The sequence below is a fragment of the Flavobacterium sp. GNP011 genome, assembly GCF_056428925.1.
The window spans coordinates 113,659-136,659 of sequence record NZ_JBWJVJ010000010.1; the positions used below are offsets into that span (position 1 = coordinate 113,659).

General features: G+C 33.9%; 21 protein-coding genes. 15 read left to right on the forward strand and 6 right to left on the reverse strand.

What is annotated here, in order from left to right:
- Positions 1-140 precede the first annotated feature (140 nt).
- The 9 genes from AC061E_RS10325 to AC061E_RS10365 all read left to right on the forward strand — a co-directional run bounded on the left by AC061E_RS10325 (position 141) and on the right by AC061E_RS10365 (position 8,648).
- Entirely contained in the window at positions 141-590 is a 450-nt protein-coding gene (locus AC061E_RS10325; RefSeq protein WP_478286171.1) for a MarR family winged helix-turn-helix transcriptional regulator, read from the forward strand.
- On the forward strand, positions 580-1,911 hold the full coding sequence (locus AC061E_RS10330) for a serine hydrolase domain-containing protein (RefSeq protein ID WP_478286172.1): 1,332 nt from the start codon (positions 580-582) through the stop codon (positions 1,909-1,911). The genes AC061E_RS10325 and AC061E_RS10330 overlap by 11 nt, the downstream gene beginning before the upstream one ends.
- Positions 1,912-2,212: 301 nt before the next feature.
- A complete protein-coding gene (locus AC061E_RS10335; protein WP_478286173.1) occupies positions 2,213-2,704 on the forward strand; it encodes a hypothetical protein in 492 nt (163 codons plus the stop codon).
- 2 nt (positions 2,705-2,706) lie between these two features.
- Positions 2,707-3,435 carry an LVIVD repeat-containing protein gene (locus AC061E_RS10340; protein WP_478286174.1) on the forward strand — a complete coding sequence of 243 codons (729 nt, stop codon included), beginning with the start codon at positions 2,707-2,709 and terminating at the stop codon, positions 3,433-3,435.
- A 651-nt stretch (positions 3,436-4,086) separates the two neighbouring features.
- Positions 4,087-4,335, forward strand: a complete 249-nt coding sequence (locus AC061E_RS10345; RefSeq protein ID WP_478286175.1) for a hypothetical protein — start codon at positions 4,087-4,089, stop codon at positions 4,333-4,335.
- A 9-nt stretch (positions 4,336-4,344) separates the two neighbouring features.
- On the forward strand, positions 4,345-5,139 hold the full coding sequence (locus tag AC061E_RS10350; RefSeq protein ID WP_478286176.1) for a DUF3667 domain-containing protein: 795 nt from the start codon (positions 4,345-4,347) through the stop codon (positions 5,137-5,139).
- A 180-nt stretch (positions 5,140-5,319) separates the two neighbouring features.
- Positions 5,320-6,396, forward strand: coding sequence for an AmmeMemoRadiSam system protein B (gene amrB / locus AC061E_RS10355; protein ID WP_478286177.1), 1,077 nt, complete (start codon positions 5,320-5,322; stop codon positions 6,394-6,396).
- A 246-nt stretch (positions 6,397-6,642) separates the two neighbouring features.
- On the forward strand, positions 6,643-7,680 hold the full coding sequence (locus AC061E_RS10360) for an aldo/keto reductase (RefSeq protein ID WP_478286178.1): 1,038 nt from the start codon (positions 6,643-6,645) through the stop codon (positions 7,678-7,680).
- Positions 7,681-7,733: 53 nt separating this feature from the next.
- Positions 7,734-8,648 (forward strand): helix-turn-helix domain-containing protein, encoded by a 915-nt coding sequence (locus tag AC061E_RS10365; protein WP_478286179.1) that lies wholly within the window; start codon positions 7,734-7,736, stop codon positions 8,646-8,648.
- Between the two features lie 81 nt (positions 8,649-8,729).
- Here AC061E_RS10365 and AC061E_RS10370 read toward each other — a convergent pair whose 3' ends face one another.
- A complete protein-coding gene (locus AC061E_RS10370; protein ID WP_478286180.1) occupies positions 8,730-9,392 on the reverse strand; it encodes a TrmH family RNA methyltransferase in 663 nt (220 codons plus the stop codon).
- A gap of 221 nt (positions 9,393-9,613) precedes the next feature.
- Between AC061E_RS10370 and AC061E_RS10375 the strand changes: the two genes are divergently transcribed.
- The 3 genes from AC061E_RS10375 (at position 9,614) to AC061E_RS10385 (ending at position 14,095) form a co-directional block, all read left to right on the forward strand.
- Positions 9,614-10,321: an SIR2 family NAD-dependent protein deacylase gene (locus tag AC061E_RS10375; protein WP_478286181.1), complete on the forward strand. Its 708-nt coding sequence runs from the start codon at positions 9,614-9,616 to the stop codon at positions 10,319-10,321.
- 103 nt (positions 10,322-10,424) lie between these two features.
- Positions 10,425-11,771, forward strand: a complete 1,347-nt coding sequence (gene purB / locus AC061E_RS10380; protein ID WP_478286182.1) for an adenylosuccinate lyase — start codon at positions 10,425-10,427, stop codon at positions 11,769-11,771.
- 89 nt (positions 11,772-11,860) lie between these two features.
- Positions 11,861-14,095 carry a cation:proton antiporter domain-containing protein gene (locus AC061E_RS10385; RefSeq protein WP_478286183.1) on the forward strand — a complete coding sequence of 745 codons (2,235 nt, stop codon included), beginning with the start codon at positions 11,861-11,863 and terminating at the stop codon, positions 14,093-14,095.
- A 135-nt stretch (positions 14,096-14,230) separates the two neighbouring features.
- Here AC061E_RS10385 and guaB read toward each other — a convergent pair whose 3' ends face one another.
- From guaB to AC061E_RS10410, 5 genes are all read right to left on the reverse strand, one after another.
- Positions 14,231-15,703, reverse strand: a complete 1,473-nt coding sequence (gene guaB, locus AC061E_RS10390; RefSeq protein ID WP_478286184.1) for an IMP dehydrogenase — start codon at positions 15,701-15,703, stop codon at positions 14,231-14,233.
- Positions 15,704-15,932: 229 nt separating this feature from the next.
- On the reverse strand, positions 15,933-17,324 hold the full coding sequence (locus AC061E_RS10395; RefSeq protein ID WP_478286185.1) for a DUF5723 family protein: 1,392 nt from the start codon (positions 17,322-17,324) through the stop codon (positions 15,933-15,935).
- On the reverse strand, positions 17,321-17,872 hold the full coding sequence (locus tag AC061E_RS10400; protein ID WP_478286186.1) for a hypothetical protein: 552 nt from the start codon (positions 17,870-17,872) through the stop codon (positions 17,321-17,323). The genes AC061E_RS10395 and AC061E_RS10400 overlap by 4 nt, the downstream gene beginning before the upstream one ends.
- Before the next feature lie 108 nt (positions 17,873-17,980).
- Complete coding sequence (locus AC061E_RS10405) at positions 17,981-18,844, reverse strand: hydroxymethylglutaryl-CoA lyase (RefSeq protein ID WP_478286187.1); 864 nt, start codon at positions 18,842-18,844, stop codon at positions 17,981-17,983.
- 152 nt (positions 18,845-18,996) lie between these two features.
- Positions 18,997-20,025: a quinone-dependent dihydroorotate dehydrogenase gene (locus tag AC061E_RS10410; protein ID WP_478286188.1), complete on the reverse strand. Its 1,029-nt coding sequence runs from the start codon at positions 20,023-20,025 to the stop codon at positions 18,997-18,999.
- Between the two features lie 282 nt (positions 20,026-20,307).
- Between AC061E_RS10410 and AC061E_RS10415 the strand changes: the two genes are divergently transcribed.
- The 3 genes from AC061E_RS10415 (at position 20,308) to AC061E_RS10425 (ending at position 22,924) form a co-directional block, all read left to right on the forward strand.
- Entirely contained in the window at positions 20,308-20,835 is a 528-nt protein-coding gene (locus AC061E_RS10415) for a hypothetical protein (RefSeq protein WP_478286189.1), read from the forward strand.
- A 143-nt stretch (positions 20,836-20,978) separates the two neighbouring features.
- The gene (gene pepT / locus AC061E_RS10420; protein WP_478286190.1) at positions 20,979-22,217 is read left to right on the forward strand and encodes a peptidase T; all 1,239 of its coding nucleotides are present in this window, start codon (positions 20,979-20,981) and stop codon (positions 22,215-22,217) included.
- Positions 22,218-22,456: 239 nt separating this feature from the next.
- Positions 22,457-22,924 (forward strand): hypothetical protein, encoded by a 468-nt coding sequence (locus tag AC061E_RS10425; RefSeq protein WP_478286191.1) that lies wholly within the window; start codon positions 22,457-22,459, stop codon positions 22,922-22,924.
- Positions 22,925-23,001: the final 77 nt, after the last annotated feature.

Here is a 23,001-nt window from a genome sequence, read left to right on the forward strand (position 1 = left end):
AACGCAATAAAGTTTTACAAGTTTTCGCTTGTAACAACATAAAGACTCGTACCCATTTAAAATTTCAAAAAATAAATATTTTTCAAAAAAATTAATCAATTATTTGATATATCAATTATATTTGTATCAAATATAAAAATATGAAAAACAAAACCCCCACTGGTACGGTACTTTACACCTTAGAGCAAACTATCAAAGAATACCGAAAAATGGCTCAAAAGAATATAAGCTCTATTGTACATGATATTACCGTCGACCAATGTTTGGTACTCATTATTCTTCACAAAAATCCTGAGTATTCCCAAAAAGAAGTAGCAGATATGATTTTTAAAGACAATGCTTCTGTAACAAGAATTATTGATTTGATGGTAAAAAAGGACTACATCAGTCGGAAAATTCATGAGACTGACAGACGCAAATTCAATCTTGAAATTACACAAAAAGGAATTGAAACCATTGCTTTACTCACTCCCACTATTCAAAAAAACAGAATAGATGCTCTAGCCGGATTGTCTGAAAATGAAATAATTCTTCTGGACCAACTATTAACTAAAGTAATCATCAACTGTAAAACGGATCATGAAAAATAGAAATCAAACTAGTGTAAGTTTCGCAGTGCTGCTATTCACAATTTTGCCAACGGTTCTTTTTTGTCAAAAAAACACATCTGCAGCTATTGAAAAATACATGCAAGCACAGCTTGATATTAATAACTTTAGCGGTACTGTTTTAGTATCCAAAAACGATACTGTACTCTTCAAAAAAGCCTATGGATTTGCTGATTACGAACAAAAAATTAAAAATACTATTGACACTAAATTTCAATTGGCATCAGTTACTAAACAATTTACTGCAGCGGCAATCCTTCAATTGGTGCAGGAAGGAAAATTATCTCTAAATGATCCGTTAAGTCGTTTCGTACCCGATTACCCCAAAGCAGATCAGGTTACCATACACATGCTATTGTCCCATTCGTCTGGACTAGCCATGGGTTTCAAAAATATTGCAACAAGTACCATGTCTGCTGATTCAGCCTACAACGAAATAAAAAAAATGCCCTATGAATTTGAACCTGGCACAAACACAGCCTACAGTAATATTGGCTATTATTTGTTAGCTAAAATTATAGAATCTGTTTCTAGCGAAAAGTATAGTACCTATCTTCAAAAAAATGTATTTGAAAAAGCAGGTATGTACAACTCTGGTGTAATTAGTAATGATGCATTAATTCCTAGCAAAGCTAAAAACTACATCAAAGAACACAATCACTATGTTAGTAACCCTTATATCAATTGGGACATCAACTATGGTCATGATGGTGTTTATGCAACTGTTGAAGATTTGGCTCTTTGGGACAAAGCTCTTTATGGCACAACCCTTTTATCCGAAAAAATGAAACAACTAATGTTCACACCTTATAGTACACAAAATTGGGGATATGGTTTTGTAATCAATCCATTTTACAATCACGGTCATGAACTGATTGCGCATGACGGAGGCTTTTTTGGAGCTATGACATCCTTCAACCGGTTTACAAAAGATCGCCTTTTAGTCACTGTGCTTTCCAATAATGAATCTCTTTCACATATTATTGCCTACGGACTTTCGGCGCTGGTTTTTCAAAAAGAAGTTACACTGCCATACAAACACAAAAAAATAAATGCAAACCCATCCATTTATGATCAGTACAAAGGGCAATTTGGCACAATTGAAATCATAAAAAGGGGTACCAAACTTTATTACAACAGTATGGAACTTGAACTTTTCCCTGAATCAAAAACAAAATTTTTTAGATCAGATGACAATGATAGAACAGTAGAATTTATAGCTAACGAAAATGACAGTTACAATTCAATTGTGGTCACTAAAGGAGGCGTAAAAGAAATCTTCACGAAAAACAACCCAAAGTAACAACTTTAAAAAACAAAAATTTAATGTGTCGAAAATAAAGGAAAATGCAACACTTGGTTATATCATTTGGAAATACAATGACAAGAAATTAGATACTATTTTTCTGTTTGGCACCAGTAAAACCGAATTTTTGAACTTACTCGTTTACACCAAACTGTGATAGAAAAAAACGCTTTTTTAGAAAAACCTTTTTGAAAGGAAGAAATAGATTCCTAATTGCTAATTCCTTGTGAATCTAAATTTAACCAAAAGGTAACGCAACCAAAAACCCCATTAGTTATCTTTAAAGAAATATTTGAATATGAAAAAAATAGTATTTCTCCTTCTGGCTTCAATTTTGTTTGTTTCCTGTTGGCCAACAACCGATCCCAATGATTTTGAGCGACAAGAATACCAACCTGTAATTATTACTCGGAGCGCCCTAGAAACTTCGATCGTTTTTCAAAACACACAGCCCATTGTTAAATCAGGAAAAATTTACGTTAAAGGAGATTTAATGTTTATTAATGATGTCAACAAAGGATTTCATGTTTACGATTATGCAAATCCAAGTAAACCAGAACGACTCTATTTTATAAAGGCGCCAGGAGCCACTGATTTAGCCATCAAAGGCAATACGGTGTACATCAATCAAGCTGTAGATTTAGTCACCGCCACGTTCGATCAAACAACAAAAATTTTTAAGGTTACTAACCGAAATAAAAATGTGTTTCCGCAAAAGCAAGCTCCAAACGGGACATTTGGCTACACAAAAGACAATGAAATTATAATTGACTGGAATCTAAAAAAATAATCATGAAAAAAATTATATTCTTCTTCCTTTTGATAGTTACAATCGGTTGTTCTAACAGTGATAGCGCATCAAACGATAGCACCGGTCAAGGCGGTTCCCTCGCTGTTTTTGCCCTAAAAGACAATTATCTATATAGCGTAGACCAAATGAAATTAAATGTGTTTTCGTTAATAGATGGCGAAAAACCTGTTAAAGTGAACGATATTCCTATTGGCTTTGACATCGAAACGCTGTTCGCTTATGGAGATAACTTGTTTATTGGATCTAGAAACGGGATGTTTATTTATTCGATTAGCAATCCTGAAAACCCAACCAAATTATCAAGTGTACGACACTTTACCGCTTGCGACCCTGTCATTGCAAACAGCACACATTCCTATGTAACGTTGAACTCAAACACTACTTGTGGCAATAACATCAACGTTTTGCAAGTTTACGACACTAAGGATCTTAAAAATCCTAAACTAATTCACAGTCGGAATCTCATGCAACCCAAAGGAATTGGTTTTTATACGGCAAAATACCTATTGGTTTGCGACGATGTTCTCAAAATATTTAACATCGAAAATCCGGTAGAACCTGTTTTGGTTCACTCAATCGACAAAAATTGTTTTGATGTAATTATTCGAGACAATACCTTATTTGCAATTGGGAACAAAGGGGTTTACCGCTATAAAATGAATCCAAACGACATCAAAGACATACAACTAGAGAGCGAAACAAATTTTTAATTTCCGCCTTTGGGTAAAAGATAAAACGACTTTTTAGAAAGTCGTTTTTTTGTAATGTAATTCTACTAAGCTATGCTAGCGAATTAAAACCATATTTCATTATCATAAAGACTAATCGCTTTGGCAATTTGAATGCTCTTGTTCAAAAAGAAAGCGCTATAAATTATACCATTTCAAATTTAAGAAAACAGGCTTAAAACCAACTATTACCAAAGGAAATATACTTTGAAATAATTTACTTATTATCAACAACTTAAGATTATTATTTCAATTGAACTCATTATGAAATTCTACTTTTTTTTTATGAGTTATTCAATACATTTATCTAAGTAGATTGTTCAAAAATTATATTCATTTTTGTCAAGCAGTGCATAATTACGCACCATTTACAAACTATACACTCTTAACACTTGAAGTCTCGAAATTAAATAATAAACATTCGTACTTACAGCGTACAAAGTGAATTATTCTCGTAATACAATCATCCAATCCATATAAATTTAACATGATTTACACGATAACAATACTAATTTGACATGCATATTCGTATTAATTTATATATTAGCACAGGAATTAAGAGAGTATAAATAACAATACATCGCAACTAAAAGAATAAATCATAGTATTTTTCACTTCAATAAAACAACATCTATGAAAAAAAGCACATTACAAGAAATGAATGATTCAGATCTAATAAAAAGAAAAAACACACTAAAAGGAGTGCTTATTGGTTTTGGAGTTATATTTATTTTGGCTCTAGGAACAATGATAAGTCTTTACACAAACAAACCATTTAACCCTGTTTTATTTATCCCCTGTTTAGTGATTGCTATTACTCTGCTACCCCAGTTTGTAATATACAATACCATAATAACTGAAATCAAGTCTAGAAACATATAATTGAAAGATATGGAAATGTCCTGCTCTAATTGCAACCAAAACATTACTGCACACTTTTGTGGTAACTGTGGTCAAAAAAAATACAAACGCATTGACAAAAAATATATTTGGGATGAAATTCAATATACTTTTTTACATACAAATAAAGGATTCCTCTACTCTGTTAAAAAGATAATTCAAAATCCAGGAAAAACAGCCAAAGAATTTATTGATGGCAACCGTGTAAACCATTACAAACCTATTTTACTTTTGTTTGTTTTGAGCGGTATTTCAGCATTTATAAGTTTCAAGGTAATTGGTTTCGGTGAAATTAGTGCAAATGCCCTCGCAAATGAAAAGGTAACAAAATCATTTATGACAAAATACACGTCATTAGTATCAAGTTACTCAACATTTCTCATACTTTTGAGCATCCCCTTTTATGCTTTTTGCACCAAGATAGCATTCCGCAAATGGGGTCACAACTTTTACGAACACATAGTCATTAACACGTATTTGATGTGTTTTTATACCCTTTTATCACTCTTTGTGCTTTACCCGTTAATGTACATTTTTAAATCTAACGAAACACTTATTTTACAATTATCCAATTTTTCGATAATAAGCTTACCCATAGTCTTTGTTTGGATGTGTCGCAATTTATATCCAGAAAAAACACTGAAAGCAATTCTTTTTAGAATAATAGCTGTAATTGTTTTATTAACAGTGATTTTTTTATTGATAATTATCCTATTAATAATTATTGGAGTTTTGATCGCATATGCAAATCCAGAAGCATTCAAGCATTTGATACCTAAGAAATAGGAAATTGCTGTTTGACTTTTTTGAAAGAAATAAACAATACCTAATTTAAAATTTTGGAACATAAAATTCTACTACATAAAAACCAATTTGCTCAACATAAAACAAACTAGAAGAACATCATATTTCATATACCTATAAAAAGCGTTTTTTTAGCGTAAATTGCTTGAAATAAAATTTGATATGCGATTACTATTTATTTTTATCTGTTTATGTTGTTTCAGTTGTACAATTAAAAAAAATATCAAAAAGCCAGCAGCTGCCTTAACACTAGAAAAGAAAGTTTGGACTGTGCATGATACGATTGGTTTTACAAAATACAGTTGGCAATTAGATTCTATATATAACCGTTTAGGGATTAAGGATTCTAAAAATAAAATGCAATGGAAAGCAGCTATAAGTCCGCATGACGATTATAAATACGCCGGACGCTTGTATTACGAATCGCTTAAAGGAATTAATGCCAACACAATTATTTTAATTGGTGTTGCACATCGCGCTCGCAACTTTACCCTTCAAGACAAAATAATCTTTGGAGATTTTACACATTTGCAATCGCCTTATGGTGATTTAAAAGTGTCTGATTTAAATGCTGAAATCATGGCGCAACTACCAAAATCTTCCTACTTAGTTCATAATGAAATGCAAGAGTTAGAACATTCATTAGAAGCTATAGTACCTTTTTTACATCGCAAAAACAAGAATTTGCAAATTATTCCAATACTGGTGCCGTACATCAATTACGAAACAATTGACAATATTAGCAACGCACTTTCTGATGTGGTGTCAAAAATTTTAAAAGAAAAGCATCTTAAATATGGAAAGGATGTAGCAGTTGTCATTTCGAACGATGCCGTACATTATGGCAATGAAGAATGGAGTGGCGATTTGGCCCCTTTTGGAGTTGATGATGAAGGCACCAAAAAAGCTAGGGCTTTGGATATGAAAATTATTGAGAAGTGTTTAGTAAACGAAATTAGTACAGAAAAAGTAAAAAACTTCACCGAATACACCGTCAAAAACACAGATTACAAAGAATATAAATGGGTTTGGTGTGGCAGATATTCGGTGCCATTTGGAGTGAGTTTTGCCAATAAATTAAGTCTGTCATTATCCAACAAACCGCTGAAAGGGACTTTTTTAAATTATGCCTCAAGCATTGATCATGAACTTATAAAAGTAGAAGATTTAAGTATGGGAACTACGGCTATAGCTACTCAAAAACACTGGGTAGGTTATGCAAGTATCAAATACGAATAGAAATAAAATCTTGAGGGTTAAGAAATCTCTTTTTGCGTTCTGCCCGTTTTTATTTCCATTTCAAAAAACATACATGCTAGATACTCGTATTTATTGTAGATTATAATTTCACAAAAACACTGTAGTTTTAAAATTCAGGAAAAAAACTAAAACAACTTCATTTTGAACACAAGTAACTTTGGTTTGGATACAAGCTTCAAGTAGAAAGCGATGAACTTTGCTGCTTAACATTAAGTAAAAAAAAAAATGAAGTACACTATTTTAGTAAACACCGGATTACAAGTTTCGAGTTTGTGTTTAGGCACAATGAATTATGGTGGTAAAGGATTTTTTGGTTACATGGGAAATCTGGACCAAACAGCGGTTGATGAACAGATAAAAATGGCAATTGATGCTGGTGTAAATTGTATTGATACCGCCAATATTTATTCTGAAGGATTATCAGAAATAATGATTGGTAAAGCCATTAAAAATTTGGGAATTGTCAGGAATGATTTGATTCTAGCTACAAAAGTTAGAGGTACAACAGGAACCACGCCCAACAGCTTGGGACTTTCTAAAAAACACATTCTCCAAGAAGTAGAGGCAAGTTTAAAAAGACTTGGGACAGATTATCTTGATTTGTACCAAATTCACACTGCCGATCCTTTAACGCCCATTGAGGAAACCCTGCGCACCTTAGACGATTTAGTACGTAGCGGTAAAATTCGATATTTTGGAGCAAGTAATCTTAGTGCTTGGCAAATGATGAAAGGTTTGTCTTATTCGCAATACAATGGTCTCGATCGCTTTGCATCACTGCAGGTTAATTATTCCTTAGACGTGCGAGATGTTGAACGAGAAATAGTACCCATGTTGCTAGACCAAAAAGTCGGGATGATGGTTTGGAGTCCTTTAAGCGGCGGCTTACTCACTGGAAAATACCAAAGAAATGGTCAGAAAGCTAAAGGCCGCTTGAACAGTTTTCCCTTCCCTCCTTTTCATGAGCAGAGAGCATATGATGTTTTAGACGTATTGGTTCCTATGGCTGCAGAAAAAAACACATCAGTTGCACAACTTGCCTTGGCTTGGGTCATGCAGCAACCCGCAGTCAGTACTGTAATTATTGGAGCTACAAAACCTCATCAATTGCAAGACAATCTTAGAGCTACAAATGTTATCTTTACTCCTGACGAATTAATCCAACTAAATAAGGTAAGCGATTTACCCGTAGAATACCCAGGAAATGTACTTGATATCATGACTTTGGACAGAAGATCTGGAATTGACTTTCAAAAAAGCTAAATTTACCACATAATTATGCAGGCAATCCAAACCATTGCCTGCTTATTTTGACTATGAAAAATACCAGCTCAAATATTATTGCTATTACTTCGGTACAAAAATTACACGACTTTTTAGGCCTTTCTAGTCCTTTGAATCCTTTGATTACCGTGATTGATCATGCTTTAACCTCAAAATTCAATGCTGCTACTAACAATAAACTAAGTTTAGATCTCTTCAATATTTCCATTAAAAGAAGCTTTAAAGGACAATTAAAATATGGTAAAAATACCTATGATTTTGATTCAGGCAGCATGTCATTCATTGCACCCAACCAAATTATAGGACTGGATAATGCCGAAAATATAAACCAAGACGGATGGTCTTTACTCTTTCACCCGGATTTGATTCGTGCATATCCTTTCGGGAAAGTCATTAAAAATTATGGGTATTTCAGCTACGAAGAAAACGAAGCCCTACATCTTTCAGAGGAAGAAGAGCGTACCATAGAATCTATAGTAGACAACATCAAAAAAGAAATACACGCTCGTTTAGATCGTTTTAGCCAAGATGTTTTGGTGTCTAACCTAGAATTGTTAATGAGTTACGCTAACCGATTTTACAACAGACAATTTATTTCCCGAAAAATGGCTTCGAACGACTTGCTGAGTCAATTTGAACTGCTGCTTACGCGCCATTTTGCCCCAGAGACAGTAACTAAAATCCCAACTGTTGAAGAATTAGCAGTACAATTACATGTTTCTGCTGCTTATTTAAGTGATATGTTACGGAGTACAACAGGTCAAAATACCCAGCAACACATTCACAATCAAATTATTGAAAAAGCCAAACATATTTTAACCACGACTAATCTGAGCAGCAGTGAAATTGCTTATGCACTAGGGTTTGAGTATCCGCAATCTTTTAGTAAATTATTTAAAAACAAAACGACTTTCACCCCTACTTCCTACCGTAAAAGTTTCCATTAAAAATATAAAATTCGGGGTTAGCATTAAAAGAGAAGTTACATAATTCCCTATATTTTTTACTCGTTTTTTTTGAGTTTTCGCTTAGGAAGGATTCTCTTCAAAATACCGTTTTTCAATTCTTTTAATATCTTTAATAGAATTTTTGGCCCAAGCCAAACGTTTTTCTAGGATTTCGTTCTCGGTTAAGTGCCAATCCATATTGGAATTGCGCAATCTATTGGTTAGGTTTTGAATGATGATTGCTGCCGAAACGGAGATATTCAAACTTTCGGTGAAACCCACCATGGGGATTTTTAAAAAACCATCGGCACGTTGCAAGATTTCCTCAGATAAACCATCACGTTCAGTGCCAAAAAATAAGGCGCTGGGTTTAGATATATCAAAATCTTCCATTAAACAATCGTTGTCGTGTGGCGTGGTAGCGATAATTTGATAACCTTTGTTTTTTAAAGTGTCAACACAAGTTGTCACACTGTCAAACGTGCTAATGTCAACCCATTTTTGGGCGCCCATGGCAATTTCTTTATCGATACTTTTTCCGTAACGCTGTTCAATTACGTTCAGTTCTTGAATACCAAAAACCTCGCAACTACGCATCACGGCGCTGGTATTGTGCATTTGAAATACATCTTCAACGGCTATAGTAAAATGTTTGGTTCTGTTTTGCAATACTTTCAAGAATTTCTCTTTGCGGTTATCTGTGAGGATATTTTCAAGAAACTCGAGATATTTTAAATTGATCATGTGGGATTATTTTTTGGCAAAAATAGTAAAAAAGACTAGTTTTATCTTTTAAAGAACAGCTAGTATTGATCTCTTACCGATTGTACTTTAAAAGATATAAAAAGTACACTTACGGGATTTGCGTGAGGGATTGACGCGGCATCCTTTATGGGCTTTTTTTGCCCATAAAGATAGAGCAGAAAGCCCGTTCGCCGCGGCGAACACGCCCAAAAAAATAGAACATGAAAAAGAAATTAGTAGTTTTGACTGGCGCTGGAATTAGTGCTGAAAGTGGTATTAAAACGTTTCGTGATAGTGATGGACTCTGGGAAGGGCATAACGTTCAAGATGTGGCCACGCCCGAAGGTTGGCACAAAAATCCAGCTTTGGTACTTGATTTTTACAACCAAAGGCGTCGACAGCTGAAAGAGGTTACTCCTAACGCAGCTCATTCTATTTTAGCAGAACTGGAGTCGGAATTTAATGTGCATATCATCACTCAAAATGTAGATGATTTGCACGAGCGTGCTGGCAGCACACAAGTATTGCACCTGCATGGGGAATTGTTGAAAGTGCGCAGTACGCGCAACCCCAATTATATATTAAAATGGACTGAAGATTTGAATTTTGGCGACTTTGATGAAAATCAAAATCAATTGCGCCCGCACATTGTGTGGTTTGGCGAAGAAGTTCCTGCACTTGAAGAAGCTATTTCGATTACAGAAACTGCTGATTATTTTGCCGTGATAGGTACCTCGCTGCAAGTGTATCCGGCGGCAGGTTTGATTGATTTTACCAAAGTGACAACACCACTATTTTACATTGACCCCAAACCGATTAAAATTCCGAACTTGAGAAATCAACTGCAAGTGATTCCTGAAATTGCATCAAAAGGAGTTGAAATCATGAAAAATAAATTACTACATAAAATACCAAAAGAATGGCAATAGCAATGGCAAAAAATCAATTATTAGAGCAATAAAAGTCTAAACTTATAATCCATTACTTGTAACTTATAACTATTTTTGTGCCTTTCGAACAAACAACTAAACAATGACTACTTTAAACGAATTGAATGCTATTTCTCCAATTGATGGAAGATATAGAAGTAAAACCCTTTCTTTAGCTCCATTTTTCTCTGAAGAAGCTTTGATCAAATACCGCGTACTGGTTGAAATTGAATATTTCATTGCCTTGTGCGAAGTGCCTTTGCCACAACTTGCTGGGCTGAATTCGGATTTATTTGAAAGTTTACGCAACATTTACCAAAATTTTTCGACAGAAGATGCCCTTTGGATTAAAGAAACAGAAAAAGTAACCAACCACGATGTAAAAGCGGTAGAATACTTTATCAAAGATGCTTTTGAAAAACTAGGTTTATCACAATATAAAGAGTTCATTCATTTTGGGTTAACTTCCCAAGACATCAATAACACTGCGATTCCGTTATCGACTAAAGAAGCGTTTGAAAAAGTATACATGCCGTCGTTAATCGCTTTGACAGCAAAGCTGAAAGAGTTGAGCGTAGAATGGAAAGACGTCCCAATGCTGGCTCGCACGCACGGACAGCCTGCCTCACCTACTCGATTGGGTAAAGAAATTGGCGTTTTTGTAGAACGACTAGAGGAGCAAATGCGTTTGTTATTCAATATCCCTTTTGCAGCTAAATTTGGTGGTGCTACTGGAAATTACAATGCCCACCATGTAGCTTACCCACAAATTGATTGGAAACAATTTGGAGGGAAATTTGTCGAAGATATTTTAGGATTACACCACTCCTTCCCAACCACACAAATAGAACATTACGATCATTTTGCAGCGTTTTTTGATGCGTTAAAAAGAATAAACACCATCATTATTGACTTGGATAGAGACATTTGGACGTATGTTTCAATGGAGTATTTTAAGCAAAAGATAAAAGCAGGCGAAATAGGATCGTCAGCCATGCCGCATAAAGTAAACCCAATTGACTTTGAAAACTCAGAAGGAAACTTAGGGATTGCCAATGCTATTTTTGAACACCTTTCGGCAAAATTACCGCTGTCAAGATTGCAACGTGATTTAACAGATAGTACTGTTTTAAGAAATGTGGGCGTACCAATCGGTCATACGATCATAGGATTTGAAGCTACCTTGAAAGGATTGAATAAATTACTCTTGAACGAACCTAAATTTCACGAAGATTTAGAGAAAAACTGGGCCGTGATAGCGGAGGCAATTCAGACTATTTTGCGTCGTGAAGGATATCCAAATCCGTATGAAGCCTTGAAAGGGTTGACACGAACTAATGAAGCAATTGATAAAAACGCCATTCATGGTTTTATTGCAACACTCGATGTATCTGAAGCTATAAAAGCCGAATTACTGCAAATTACACCAAGCAATTTCTTGGGAATCTAAGCCTGAATATTGTTATACTTTTCTAAAATCTGCTTTTGTCACTTGATAAAAGCAGATTTTTTTGTTATTTTAGTAAAAATTCAAAATTTATGTTTCCCTTTTTATCCACTTCAATAGTTCATTTACCCGATTTAATAACTGATTTAGGTTTAATCTTAATCACTGCTGCCATAGCTGTAATGTTATTTCGAATTATGAAACAGCCTTTGGTTTTAGGGTATTTGGTTGCAGGATTTTTAGCCAGTTCTGAATTTGATTTTTTCCCAACAGTAAAAGATGTTAATAGTGTGAAGGTTTGGGCCGAGATAGGGGTTATTTTCCTATTATTCAGTTTAGGTCTTGAGTTCAGTTTCAAAAAACTGGTAAAAGTAGGTGGTACGGCTTCTATCACAGCGTTTACACAAATAATTACACTAGTGACATTGGGCTTTTTTACGGGTCAGTTTTTGGGTTGGAGTAAAATGAACAGTATTTTTCTTGGCGTAATATTGTCTATTTCATCCACTACCATAATCTTAAAAACCTTTGATGAACTGGGCGTAAAATCACAAAAATTTGCTGGAAACGTAATTGGTTCTCTTATTGTTCAAGATATTATTGCCATTTTGATGATGGTTTTACTCTCAACAGTTGCGGTGAGTCAGCAGTTTTCTGGAATGGAATTGGTGCAATCCGTTTTAAAACTAATTTTCTTTTTAACCATCTGGTTTGTAGTAGGAATCTTTTTTATACCCACATTATTAAAAAAAGCCAAACATTTATTAACCGATGAAATGATATTAATTATTTCATTAGCCTTGTGTTTACTAATGGTTATTTTTGCAGCAAATGTTGGATTTTCTCCAGCCCTTGGTGCCTTTATCATGGGATCTATCATTGCCGAAACTACGCAAGCAGAACACATAGAACATCTTGTAAAGCCTGTAAAAGACTTATTTGGTGCGGTGTTCTTTGTATCTGTAGGAATGTTAATTGATCCCAATACACTGATAGAATATGCTTTTCCAGTGGCTGTTTTGACATTAATCGTAATCTTTGGGCAATCCATTAGTTCAACCATAGGTTCTTTGCTATCGGGGCAACCGCTTAAACAATCCATACAATCTGGTATGAGTTTATCTCAAATTGGAGAATTTTCATTTATCATTGCCACATTAGGAACCACCTTAAAAGTAACTAGTGATTTTTTATATCCTATAGTAGTTGCTGTATCTGCAATTACCACTTTTACCACACCTTTCATGGTCAAGTTTGCAGAACCTTTCTCGGTTTTTATCGAAAAGAAACTTCCTAAAAGATGGGTAAAAAGAATTCAATTGTACAGCTCTAATACCGAAGAAATAAAGTCATTAAGCAATTGGCAAATTGTAATGCGAAGTTACCTCACACAAGTTGTACTACACTCTATTATCATTGTAGCCATTATTTTACTTTCGTCAAATTTTATACTTCCGTTAGTAGAACATTCCAAATTTGGAAATGCTATTGCTGCATTAATTACACTGATTATATTATCACCATTCTTATGGGCGCTTTCATTAAGAAGAGTAGCTGTTCAAGAAGTTCAAATTTTATTGGAGCAGAAAAAGCATTATGGTCCTATAATCATGCTAGTACTTTTTAGAATTGCTCTTGCTCTGTTTTACGTTGGATTTATTTTAAATACTTTTTTCTCAGCAGGAATTGCTGCAATAGCTTTTTTAATTGCGATAGGTGCTTATATCTTATTCCCGAAAAAATTACATGCCGTTTATCATAAAATTGAAGATCATTTTATGACCAACTATAATGATCGAGAAATTAAAAAAGAAAACAAACGCCAAAATACACTCTCTCCTTGGGACGGACACATGACAGAGTTTGAAATTGCCAAAGAATCTAATTTAGCTGGGAAAACTCTTGAAGAATTAAAAATTAGAGAACAGTTTGAAATCAACATCGCCTCAATTAAAAGAGGAGAGATAGTAATTAATATTCCTTTGAAAACCGAAAGATTGTTTCCTGGAGATGAAATAAGTATTATCGGAACGGATAAACAAGTTAAGGAATTTAAAATCTACTTGGATAAAAATGAAATTGATGTTGCCGAAAAAGTGGTTGAGACTGACATTATCCTTCAAAAACTAGAACTAAAAAACCGCGTTTGTATTGGCAAAAGTATTCGAGAATCGCAAATTCGAGAAAACACCCATGGTATTATTGTTGGTATAGAACGCAACGGAAAACGAACCTTAAATCCTGAATCTCATCTCATATTAGAGGAAAGCGACATTTTATGGATTGCGGGTGAGAAGAAAAAAATTGCCGCATTTTTAAGATCTTAGTCTTTTTTCCATAAAAAAACCATTAAGAAAATTAAGTTTCAATAGCAATTGAAGGCTTATGTAATTTTCTTAATGGTTTTAATTTATTGTAATCATAGCACTATTTCAAATAATTATCTGAAATTTGCTCTGAAACTATCTTGAATAATTAGGAGCTTCTTTTGTTATTGTCACATTATGTGGGTGGCTTTCATTGATTCCACTAGCAGTAATACGAACAAAACGACCTGTTTCTTGCAAGGTTGGAATGTCTTTTGAACCACAATATCCCATTCCAGCACGAAGACCACCAATGAATTGTTGCATACTTTCGTTCAATTCTCCTTTGTAAGGTACACGACCTACAATTCCTTCAGGAACTAATTTTTTAACATCATCTTCTACGTCTTGAAAATATCTGTCTTTTGATCCTTCTTGCATGGCTTCAACTGAACCCATACCGCGGTATGATTTGAATTTACGTCCTTCAAAGATGATTGTTTCTCCCGGAGACTCCTTAGTACCAGCTAATAAAGATCCTAACATCACACAATCAGCACCTGCAGCAATAGCTTTTGGGATATCACCAGTGTAACGAATTCCTCCGTCAGCAATAACTGGAACTCCTGTACCTTTAATAGCAGCGGCTACCTCAAGCACAGCAGAAAATTGAGGAAAACCAACTCCTGCAACAATACGAGTGGTACATATTGAACCAGGTCCAATTCCTACTTTTACACCATCCGCACCATTTTCAACTAAATAACGTGCTGCTTCAGCAGTAGCAATATTACCAACAATTACATCAATCTGCGGGAATTTAGATTTTACTTCTTTCAAAGTATTTACTACACCTTGTGTATGTCCGTGAGCAGTATCAATAATAATGGCATCTACACCTGCATTTACAAGTGCTTCGGCTCTTAACACTGCATCACCGGTTACGCCAATAGCTGCAGCAACGCGCAAACGTCCGTATACATCTTTGTTAGCGATAGGTTTTTGGGTTAATTTGGTAATGTCTCTAAAAGTGATTAAACCTACCAATTTATAATCTGCATTTACAACAGGTAATTTTTCAATTTTATATCCTTGTAAAACTACTTCGGCTTGTTCTAATGAAGTTCCTTCGGCAACAGTAACTAGATTTTCGCTAGTCATTACCTCAACAATTGGTCGAGAACCGTTTTTTTCAAAACGTAAATCTCTATTGGTAACAATCCCTTTTAATGTTTTATTTTCATCAACAATTGGAATACCACCAATACCAAATTCTTTCATGGCATTTTTAGCATCGGCAACAGTAGAAATTAATGGTAAAGTTACTGGATCGATAATCATACCTGACTCCGCACGCTTTACTTTTCTAACTTTTGCCGCTTGTTGCTCAATAGTCATATTTTTATGCAAAACACCAATTCCACCTTCTTGAGCCATAGCTATTGCCATAGCACTTTCAGTTACTGTATCCATAGCAGCAGATACAATTGGTACATTAAGCGTAATATTTTTAGAAAATTTTGATTGAATACTTACTTCACGTGGAAGAACGTTAGAATAGTTTGGAACTAATAGAACATCATCGTAAGTCAATCCTTCACCGATAATCTTAGAGTTGTGTGCGATCATTGCAATTGTAGTTGGTGTTTAATTGCGTGCAAATATACATTTTTTTTCGCAAAAAAAGAACAGATTATTCATAAATCAATAAACAAGAACCTCATAAATACAGATTTGGTTACAGATAAATCTACAACTATTGATTTTAATCTAACTCTTAAACACACTATCTAATCTGATAAATGACAAATAAGAATCAACTAAACATTGCAACTTGCGCTTATAAATTTGAAAATTATTATTTCACAATTACATTAAGTCCTAATTGAAAAGACAAACTATTTGCTTTTGTAACGTCTCTGTATTCCAACAGATTATCAGCCATTAGATAAAAGTTTACGGGGCCAGCCGTAGTAGACAAACCTAAACCAATGTTTCTACTTGAAAAAGAATCGATAGTATAGGTAGCCTTTGCTTGTAATCCTTTCAAAATTTTTCTCGAAAAATAAGTGGTAAAAGCGGCCAGAGGCATTCTAGGGGTTGACATGACAAATAATTGTGCTCCTACAGCACTTTTATAAACAACATCACTTCCATTACCATTACAGTTACAATCTTCTTCGCTATCCTCGTCAAACGAATATTGAAAAGAAGTATTCAACTTAATAGGGCGCCAAGTGGTGTATTTTGTATTTATTGTGTCTAGTGGAATGGCGTCTTGAAACTCCTCATAAATATTTTCTGCTGAATCTCCTGAACTAAAGCTAGGAACAACTCCTCTGTAATTGTATCTTCCTTTTAAAGTGTAACTTTCTACATCCTTAGTATGGTTTATAAATCCTATGTCCAGAATGCTTCCCGTTATTTGAATGTTTTGTGTGGGATAATAAGTGAAACCCGCATCAAAGCCAAAACCCAAATTTCCGCCTAACATTACACCTTTTGTAATGTCCTTAACTACATCCGAATCATTGTTTTCATCATCATACTTCGCTATTCCAGATGTGTTTAACTGCATATTAGAATAGATACTTTGATCGTAAACACCTATATTTGAAGGCCCTGTATAGATATAACCTGAGTTTTTTGTAGAATTGGCATTATAAATACTGGAGTAAATCTTTCCACGAACACCCACAATAAAGCTTTTGCTAATATTTTTATGTACTCCAATGTGCCACACTGACAATAACTCAGCATTCATACTTAAATCTCCTAAGTCAAAAATTTTTCCTAAGTAATTACTATTGCCATCAATTGCAAGAATGGCTAAATCCTTAGGCATGTAACTCATCATATCAAATTCTTGATACATACCAAATGAGACATACGCATTGGAAGCATCACGGTCAGCACCTGGAATTCTAAACCCGCCATTAAAAATTTCCATTTGCTGGTTTACCGCCAATTTATCATTTCTGTTTGTCGTCATCACCACATTACGCAACTTAGTGTTAAAATCAACACCATCGTTTGCAAATAGATCGTAGGTACTAAAACCGCTTGAACCTACATTAGCAGAAACACCAGACAATAACGGAACTCCAGCATACCATTTGTACTTAAAATCAGCACCCGGATTTGTCATCAATGATTGTGGAACTGCCGTGAAATTGTACAAGATTTGCTTGTTTTGAGACCAACTACAAAATGTAACGAGCAATGTTAAAATGTGAATTATTTTTTTCATTCTACAACAAGATAAGCCGTTACACCTGAACGTAATATTAATTTCCCTGAACTAGTTTCGGTCAATGGTTGACCCGGTGACATGCGTAATATGAAAGCAATTTTGGTTGTTCTTTTAAGTAAATCAAGTTGCACATTCTCAAAAAAATCCGTTCTATTTACTTTGTTTACTGTTCCAGAATATGCTGGCACATTAAGATTGGCAGAATAAACTGTAGTATTGTCTTTATCTAAAAATAGAAGTTCTACTTCATAAGCCCTATTAATGGTGTTTTCCATTTCGGTAAAAATAGAAGCTTTCTTAAGATTATCTCTAAAAAATTTATCTGAAAAAACATCCACTGCAGGTACATCAAAAACTAAGCTTTGCTCTTGACCATTGTCTACAAAATCTGGAGCAGGAACTTCAAAATAAGCTAAATTAGCTATAAAAACAGGCTCTAATTTCAAAGTGTTCACTTGATCAAAATCAACATCACTAGCACATGAAGTAAAAAGAAATACGATAGAGATGCAACTATAAACGAATGTAATGAGAGATCTTTTCATTTGGAATTAGTAATTTGATTGTTATAAAAATACATACTTTTTATTAAAAAAACGAAATTAAATTAACTCTAGTATGTAGATTCAACAAACAACCATACAATTGCTTTTTTAATGAAATTCTCCAAATAATTTTGATGCCTCATTGTAGGCGCTTTCAAAACTCATGGGACTCATGCCCGAATATTCTTTTTTTGCTGTAAAATAAGAGAGTAATTTTTCTGTAGGCATGTTTCCTGTTAGATTATCGGTTGCCATAGGACAACCTCCAAATCCTTGTATAGCACCATCAAATCGCCTGCAACCCGCAAGATAAGCAGCATCAATTTTTTCAAACCATTTATCAGGAGTAGTATGCAAATGAGCTCCGAACTCAATAGTAGGATATTGCGGAATTAAATTTGAAAATAAATACGAGATAACATCTGGGGTTGAACTACCCACGGTATCCGAAAGGGATAAAATTTTAACACCCATTGCGGCTAATTTTTGAGTCCATTCACCCACAATATTCACATCCCATGGATCACCGTATGGATTCCCAAAACCCATTGATAAATAAGCAACTACCTCTTTATTTGATTTATCAGCAATTTCAAGAATTTCCTGTAAAGTCACTAGAGATTCAGCAATGGTTTTGTGTGTATTACGCATCTGAAAATTTTCAGAAATAGAAAAAGGAAAACCAAGATACTGTATTGCTGCATGACTTGCAGCCTGCGAAGCACCTAGTGTATTGGCAATTATTGCAAGAAGTTTGCTTTTAGTTTGAGATAAATCCAATTGATCCAGCACTTCGGCTGTGTCCTGCATTTGTGGAATTGCTTTTGGAGAAACAAAGCTTCCAAAATCAATACTGTCAAACCCCACTCTTAATAAAGACTGAATGTAAGCTACCTTTCTGGCTGTGGGAATAAATGGTTTTATGCCTTGCATGGCATCGCGCGGGCATTCTATAATTTTTATTGGCTCCATATAAAGTCAAAGATACTAAAGTAATTGTTTTTACGAAATCGTTTTTTCTGTTTAACGCAAAATTTAAAAATTCCGAAAATTAGTAGTAATCAATCACATTTTTTCTTAAATGACTATTACAAAAAAAGCTACGCTTGTGGGCTTTTTTTTAGTTAGGATTTTGACTTTCTTTTTAACAAGGCTTTGTTAATTGCAACAACAAGTGCTGGACCTTCATATATAAAACCAGTGTATAGCTGAATCAAACTGGCTCCAGCATCAAGTTTTTCAAGAGCATCGGCAGCGGAGTGAATCCCCCCTACACCTATTATTGGAAAAGCTTTGTTACTTTTTTCTGAAAGGAATCGAATAACTTCGGTAGCCCTTTTTGCAAGTGGTTTTCCTGAAAGCCCACCTATTTCAATACGATTCGCTGCTTGTAAACCTTCGCGAGAAATAGTTGTATTAGTAGCTATAACTCCCGCAATACCGGTTATACTTATAATATCTATAATATCAAGCAATTGATCATCAGTAAGATCCGGAGCAATTTTAAGTAAAATTGGTTTTTGCTTTGGCTTAGCCAAATTCTTGTTCTGTAAGGTTTGCAACAACAGTGTTAACGGTTCTTTGTCCTGGAGGGCCCTTAAATTAGGGGTATTAGGAGAACTTACATTGACAACAAAATAATCTACATAATCATACAAAGCATCAAAACATAATTCATAATCTAGCGCAGCATCTTCATTTGATGTAATTTTATTTTTACCAATATTTCCACCAATTAAAACCTTCTCATTGCTTTTTAATCGATTAACCGCTTCATGAACTCCACCATTATTAAAACCCATTCGATTGATAATGGCACTGTCTTCTTTTAAACGAAATAATCTTTTCTTAGGATTTCCCTCTTGCCCTTTGGGCGTTAAGGTTCCAATTTCAATAAAACCAAAACCAAAATTAGAGAGTTCTTCGTATAACTTAGCATCTTTATCAAACCCTGCAGCAAGTCCCACGGGATTTTTAAATTTTAATCCAAAAACTTCTGTTTCTAATTTTGGATTGTCTATTAGATAAAGTGACTTAAACAATAAAGGAAAACCAGGTACTTTTGATAAAAATCGAATGCAAGAAAAAGTAAAATAATGAACCTCTTCTGGATCAAACCAAAAAAGAATAGGACGTAAAAGTAATTTATACATGATTGTGTAGTTGTGTCATGCAAAAATAGAACTATCTCAGCGATAAATAAATTTTTAGAAAAAAAATATAAAGATGTTACTTGAATCATCATAAATACAAAACAAAATGAAAGTCTTGAAAAGATAAAACGACAAATTTATTTCTCAACAAAAACATAAAATAAAAGCTCTATTTGTTAACTTTTAGTCTTATTTAACTTGTTATTTACTTAAAATGGCATAATTTTAGCAAATTGAAAATATCCCTAACAAATGGATGAATAACAACTTAAATTAAAATCTATGAAAATTAAAATAATAACAACAGCAATATTATTTTGCACCGTTCAAGTATTCTTTGCACAAGATATCAAAAAAGACACGCAATTACCAACCTCTAAATCATCTGTAGAAGCTACTAAAAATGACAGTATAAAAAAAGCAACTCTAGCAGCAAATAAAGCTTTAAAAGCCGAAGAAAAAATGCTCAAAGAAAGACTGAAAAATGATAAAAAAGCACTTAACCAAGCAGAAGAAACAGAAAAAGAAAAACACAAAGCAGATAAAGAACAAAGGGATTTTGCTTTAAAACAAAGTAGGATACTTGCTGCTGAAAAGTCGGTTCAAAAAAACAAAGAAAAGCTCGCTACTACCGAGAAAAAATTGGTAGATAACATGGAAAAATTCGAAAAGAAAAAAGACAATCGAAAACTAGATCCTACTCAAATAGAAAAAGAAAATATTAAAATTAGCAAGCAACAAATCAAAATCAACAATTTAAAAGAAGATGTTGCAAAAGCAGAAAAAAAATTGAGTAAAGTAAGAGATTAAACGTAAAACCACTTTCGAGTGGTTTTTTTGTGAAAAAGTAATATTGCTAAAGCTATAATGATCAAATAAAAATCAAAAAATGTTCTTAATGAAAATCAAAATCCATGTGGAAAAAATTATATTTGCATAAAACAAATTAAACCATGCAACATATCATTGAACGCTTCATCAGTTATGTTATAATTGATACAGAATCTGATGCCAACTCACCAACCACGCCAAGTACTCCAAAACAATGGGATTTAGCGAACAAGCTGGTTGAAGAGTTAAAAAATATTGGAATGCAAGATGTGACTATTGATGACAAAGCATATATCATGGCCACGTTACCTAGCAATGTTAATCATGAAGTACCTACAATAGGTTTTATATCACACTTTGACACCTCACCAGATTTTTGTGGTGCCAATGTAAAACCGCAAATAATTCCCAATTATGATGGTAAGGACATTGTATTAAACACTGAAAAAAACATCATTTTATCCCCAGATTATTTTAAAGACTTATTACAATACAAAGGGCAAACCTTAATAACAACCGATGGAACCACATTATTAGGAGCCGATGACAAAGCCGGAATCACTGAAATTGTAACGGCAATGGAATTCTTAATAAACAACCCTGACATCAAACACGGGAAAATCAGAGTTGGATTTACACCAGATGAAGAAATAGGTCGTGGTGCTCATCATTTTGACGTTGAAAAATTTGGAGCAGCATGGGCATACACTATGGACGGAAGCCAAGTAGGCGAACTCGAATATGAGAATTTTAATGCGGCTGGAGCCAAAATAACTTTCAAAGGAAAAAGTGTTCATCCAGGATATGCTAAAGGTAAAATGATCAACTCCATGCTAATTGCCAATGATTTCATCAATCAATTACCATCTGATGAAACTCCTGAGCAAACAAAAGGCTACGAAGGTTTTTTTCATGTTCACCACCTTTCTGGAAATATCGAAGAAACAGTTTTAGAATTGATAATCAGAGACCATAACAAGAAAAAATTTGAGAAAAGAAAAGAACTCATTGAAAAAATAACCGCAAAAATCAATAAAAAATACGCTAGGCAATTTGGAGAGGATATTGTAATTACAGAAATAAAAGATCAGTATTACAATATGAAAGAAAAAGTATTGCCCGTAAAATACATTGTTGATATTGCCGAGCAAGCAATGAGAGAATTGAACATAAAACCATTGATCAAACCTATTCGTGGTGGAACTGATGGATCACAACTTTCATATAAAGGACTTCCATGTCCTAATATTTTTGCTGGAGGTCATAATTTTCATGGGAAATACGAATATGTACCAGTAGAAAGTATGCAAAAAGCTGTTGACGTAATTGTTAAAATAGCCGAATTGACAACAAAACTATAACGAAATATTTATTTCATAATTCAAAAGTCTCCATCTCTCTGATAGGAGACTTTTTTTTGAATATAAATCAACAACAGAATGAATTGTTATCCGCAAACATATGCTTGTAAAAAAAACTCCTAAAACAAAAGCTTAACATTGAGCAATGAATAAAATCACTACATTTACTAACGTAAAAATAACAATTTATTAATATTGTGATTTATTATAACATCAAACAACTATAAACTACTTTTTTTATGACATCACACGAAGAGGAAACAAACCTCACACCAGAATCTACACCTGAGACTACTAAACCCGTTAGAGCAAGACGCGCTCCTGCAGCAAAAAAAACAGCTACTTCTGTAGAGACTGAAGACACAACAGAAAACCCATCACTTGATACTGAATCTACTGATATTGAAACACCAGCATCAGAAGAAGAAGTTATCACTTCTTCAGTTGAGGAAGTATTGAACGACAAGGATAAAAAGGAAAAGAAAGACAAAAAGGAAAAGAATAAAAACAAAGTAAAAATGAAAGACAAAGAAAAGAAAAAAGTAGCAAAGGCGAATGCCAAAGAAAAAGCTAAAGCCAAAGCTAAAAAAGCAAAGAAAACTAAAAAAGACAAAGCAAAAAAAGCTAAAGTAAAAGCAAAACTGAAAGCGAAAAAAGCTAAAGCTAAATCAAAAAAAGCTAAAAAGAACAAGAAGAGTAAAAAATAAAAATATTTTTAAATTCAAAAAGTAAAAAAAAAAAAAAAAAAAAAAAAAAAAAAAAAAAAAAAAAAAAAAAAAAAAAA

Excerpts from the sequence above, each read along its gene's own strand:
- AC061E_RS10410 (WP_478286188.1), bottom strand. The coding sequence starts at position 20,025 with ATGTATAAATTACTTTTACGTCCTATTCTTTTTTGGTTTGATCCAGAA.
- AC061E_RS10360 (WP_478286178.1), top strand. The coding sequence starts at position 6,643 with ATGAAGTACACTATTTTAGTAAACACCGGATTACAAGTTTCGAGTTTG.
- amrB (WP_478286177.1), top strand. The coding sequence starts at position 5,320 with ATGCGATTACTATTTATTTTTATCTGTTTATGTTGTTTCAGTTGTACA.
- AC061E_RS10325 (WP_478286171.1), top strand. The coding sequence starts at position 141 with ATGAAAAACAAAACCCCCACTGGTACGGTACTTTACACCTTAGAGCAA.
- purB (WP_478286182.1), top strand. The coding sequence starts at position 10,425 with ATGACTACTTTAAACGAATTGAATGCTATTTCTCCAATTGATGGAAGA.
- AC061E_RS10375 (WP_478286181.1), top strand. The coding sequence starts at position 9,614 with ATGAAAAAGAAATTAGTAGTTTTGACTGGCGCTGGAATTAGTGCTGAA.
- AC061E_RS10340 (WP_478286174.1), top strand. The coding sequence starts at position 2,707 with ATGAAAAAAATTATATTCTTCTTCCTTTTGATAGTTACAATCGGTTGT.
- AC061E_RS10345 (WP_478286175.1), top strand. The coding sequence starts at position 4,087 with ATGAAAAAAAGCACATTACAAGAAATGAATGATTCAGATCTAATAAAA.
- AC061E_RS10425 (WP_478286191.1), top strand. The coding sequence starts at position 22,457 with ATGACATCACACGAAGAGGAAACAAACCTCACACCAGAATCTACACCT.
- guaB (WP_478286184.1), bottom strand. The coding sequence starts at position 15,703 with ATGATCGCACACAACTCTAAGATTATCGGTGAAGGATTGACTTACGAT.
- AC061E_RS10395 (WP_478286185.1), bottom strand. The coding sequence starts at position 17,324 with ATGAAAAAAATAATTCACATTTTAACATTGCTCGTTACATTTTGTAGT.
- AC061E_RS10385 (WP_478286183.1), top strand. The coding sequence starts at position 11,861 with ATGTTTCCCTTTTTATCCACTTCAATAGTTCATTTACCCGATTTAATA.
- AC061E_RS10400 (WP_478286186.1), bottom strand. The coding sequence starts at position 17,872 with ATGAAAAGATCTCTCATTACATTCGTTTATAGTTGCATCTCTATCGTA.
- AC061E_RS10415 (WP_478286189.1), top strand. The coding sequence starts at position 20,308 with ATGAAAATTAAAATAATAACAACAGCAATATTATTTTGCACCGTTCAA.
- AC061E_RS10405 (WP_478286187.1), bottom strand. The coding sequence starts at position 18,844 with ATGGAGCCAATAAAAATTATAGAATGCCCGCGCGATGCCATGCAAGGC.
- AC061E_RS10370 (WP_478286180.1), bottom strand. The coding sequence starts at position 9,392 with ATGATCAATTTAAAATATCTCGAGTTTCTTGAAAATATCCTCACAGAT.
- pepT (WP_478286190.1), top strand. The coding sequence starts at position 20,979 with ATGCAACATATCATTGAACGCTTCATCAGTTATGTTATAATTGATACA.
- AC061E_RS10350 (WP_478286176.1), top strand. The coding sequence starts at position 4,345 with ATGGAAATGTCCTGCTCTAATTGCAACCAAAACATTACTGCACACTTT.
- AC061E_RS10330 (WP_478286172.1), top strand. The coding sequence starts at position 580 with ATGAAAAATAGAAATCAAACTAGTGTAAGTTTCGCAGTGCTGCTATTC.
- AC061E_RS10335 (WP_478286173.1), top strand. The coding sequence starts at position 2,213 with ATGAAAAAAATAGTATTTCTCCTTCTGGCTTCAATTTTGTTTGTTTCC.
- AC061E_RS10365 (WP_478286179.1), top strand. The coding sequence starts at position 7,734 with ATGAAAAATACCAGCTCAAATATTATTGCTATTACTTCGGTACAAAAA.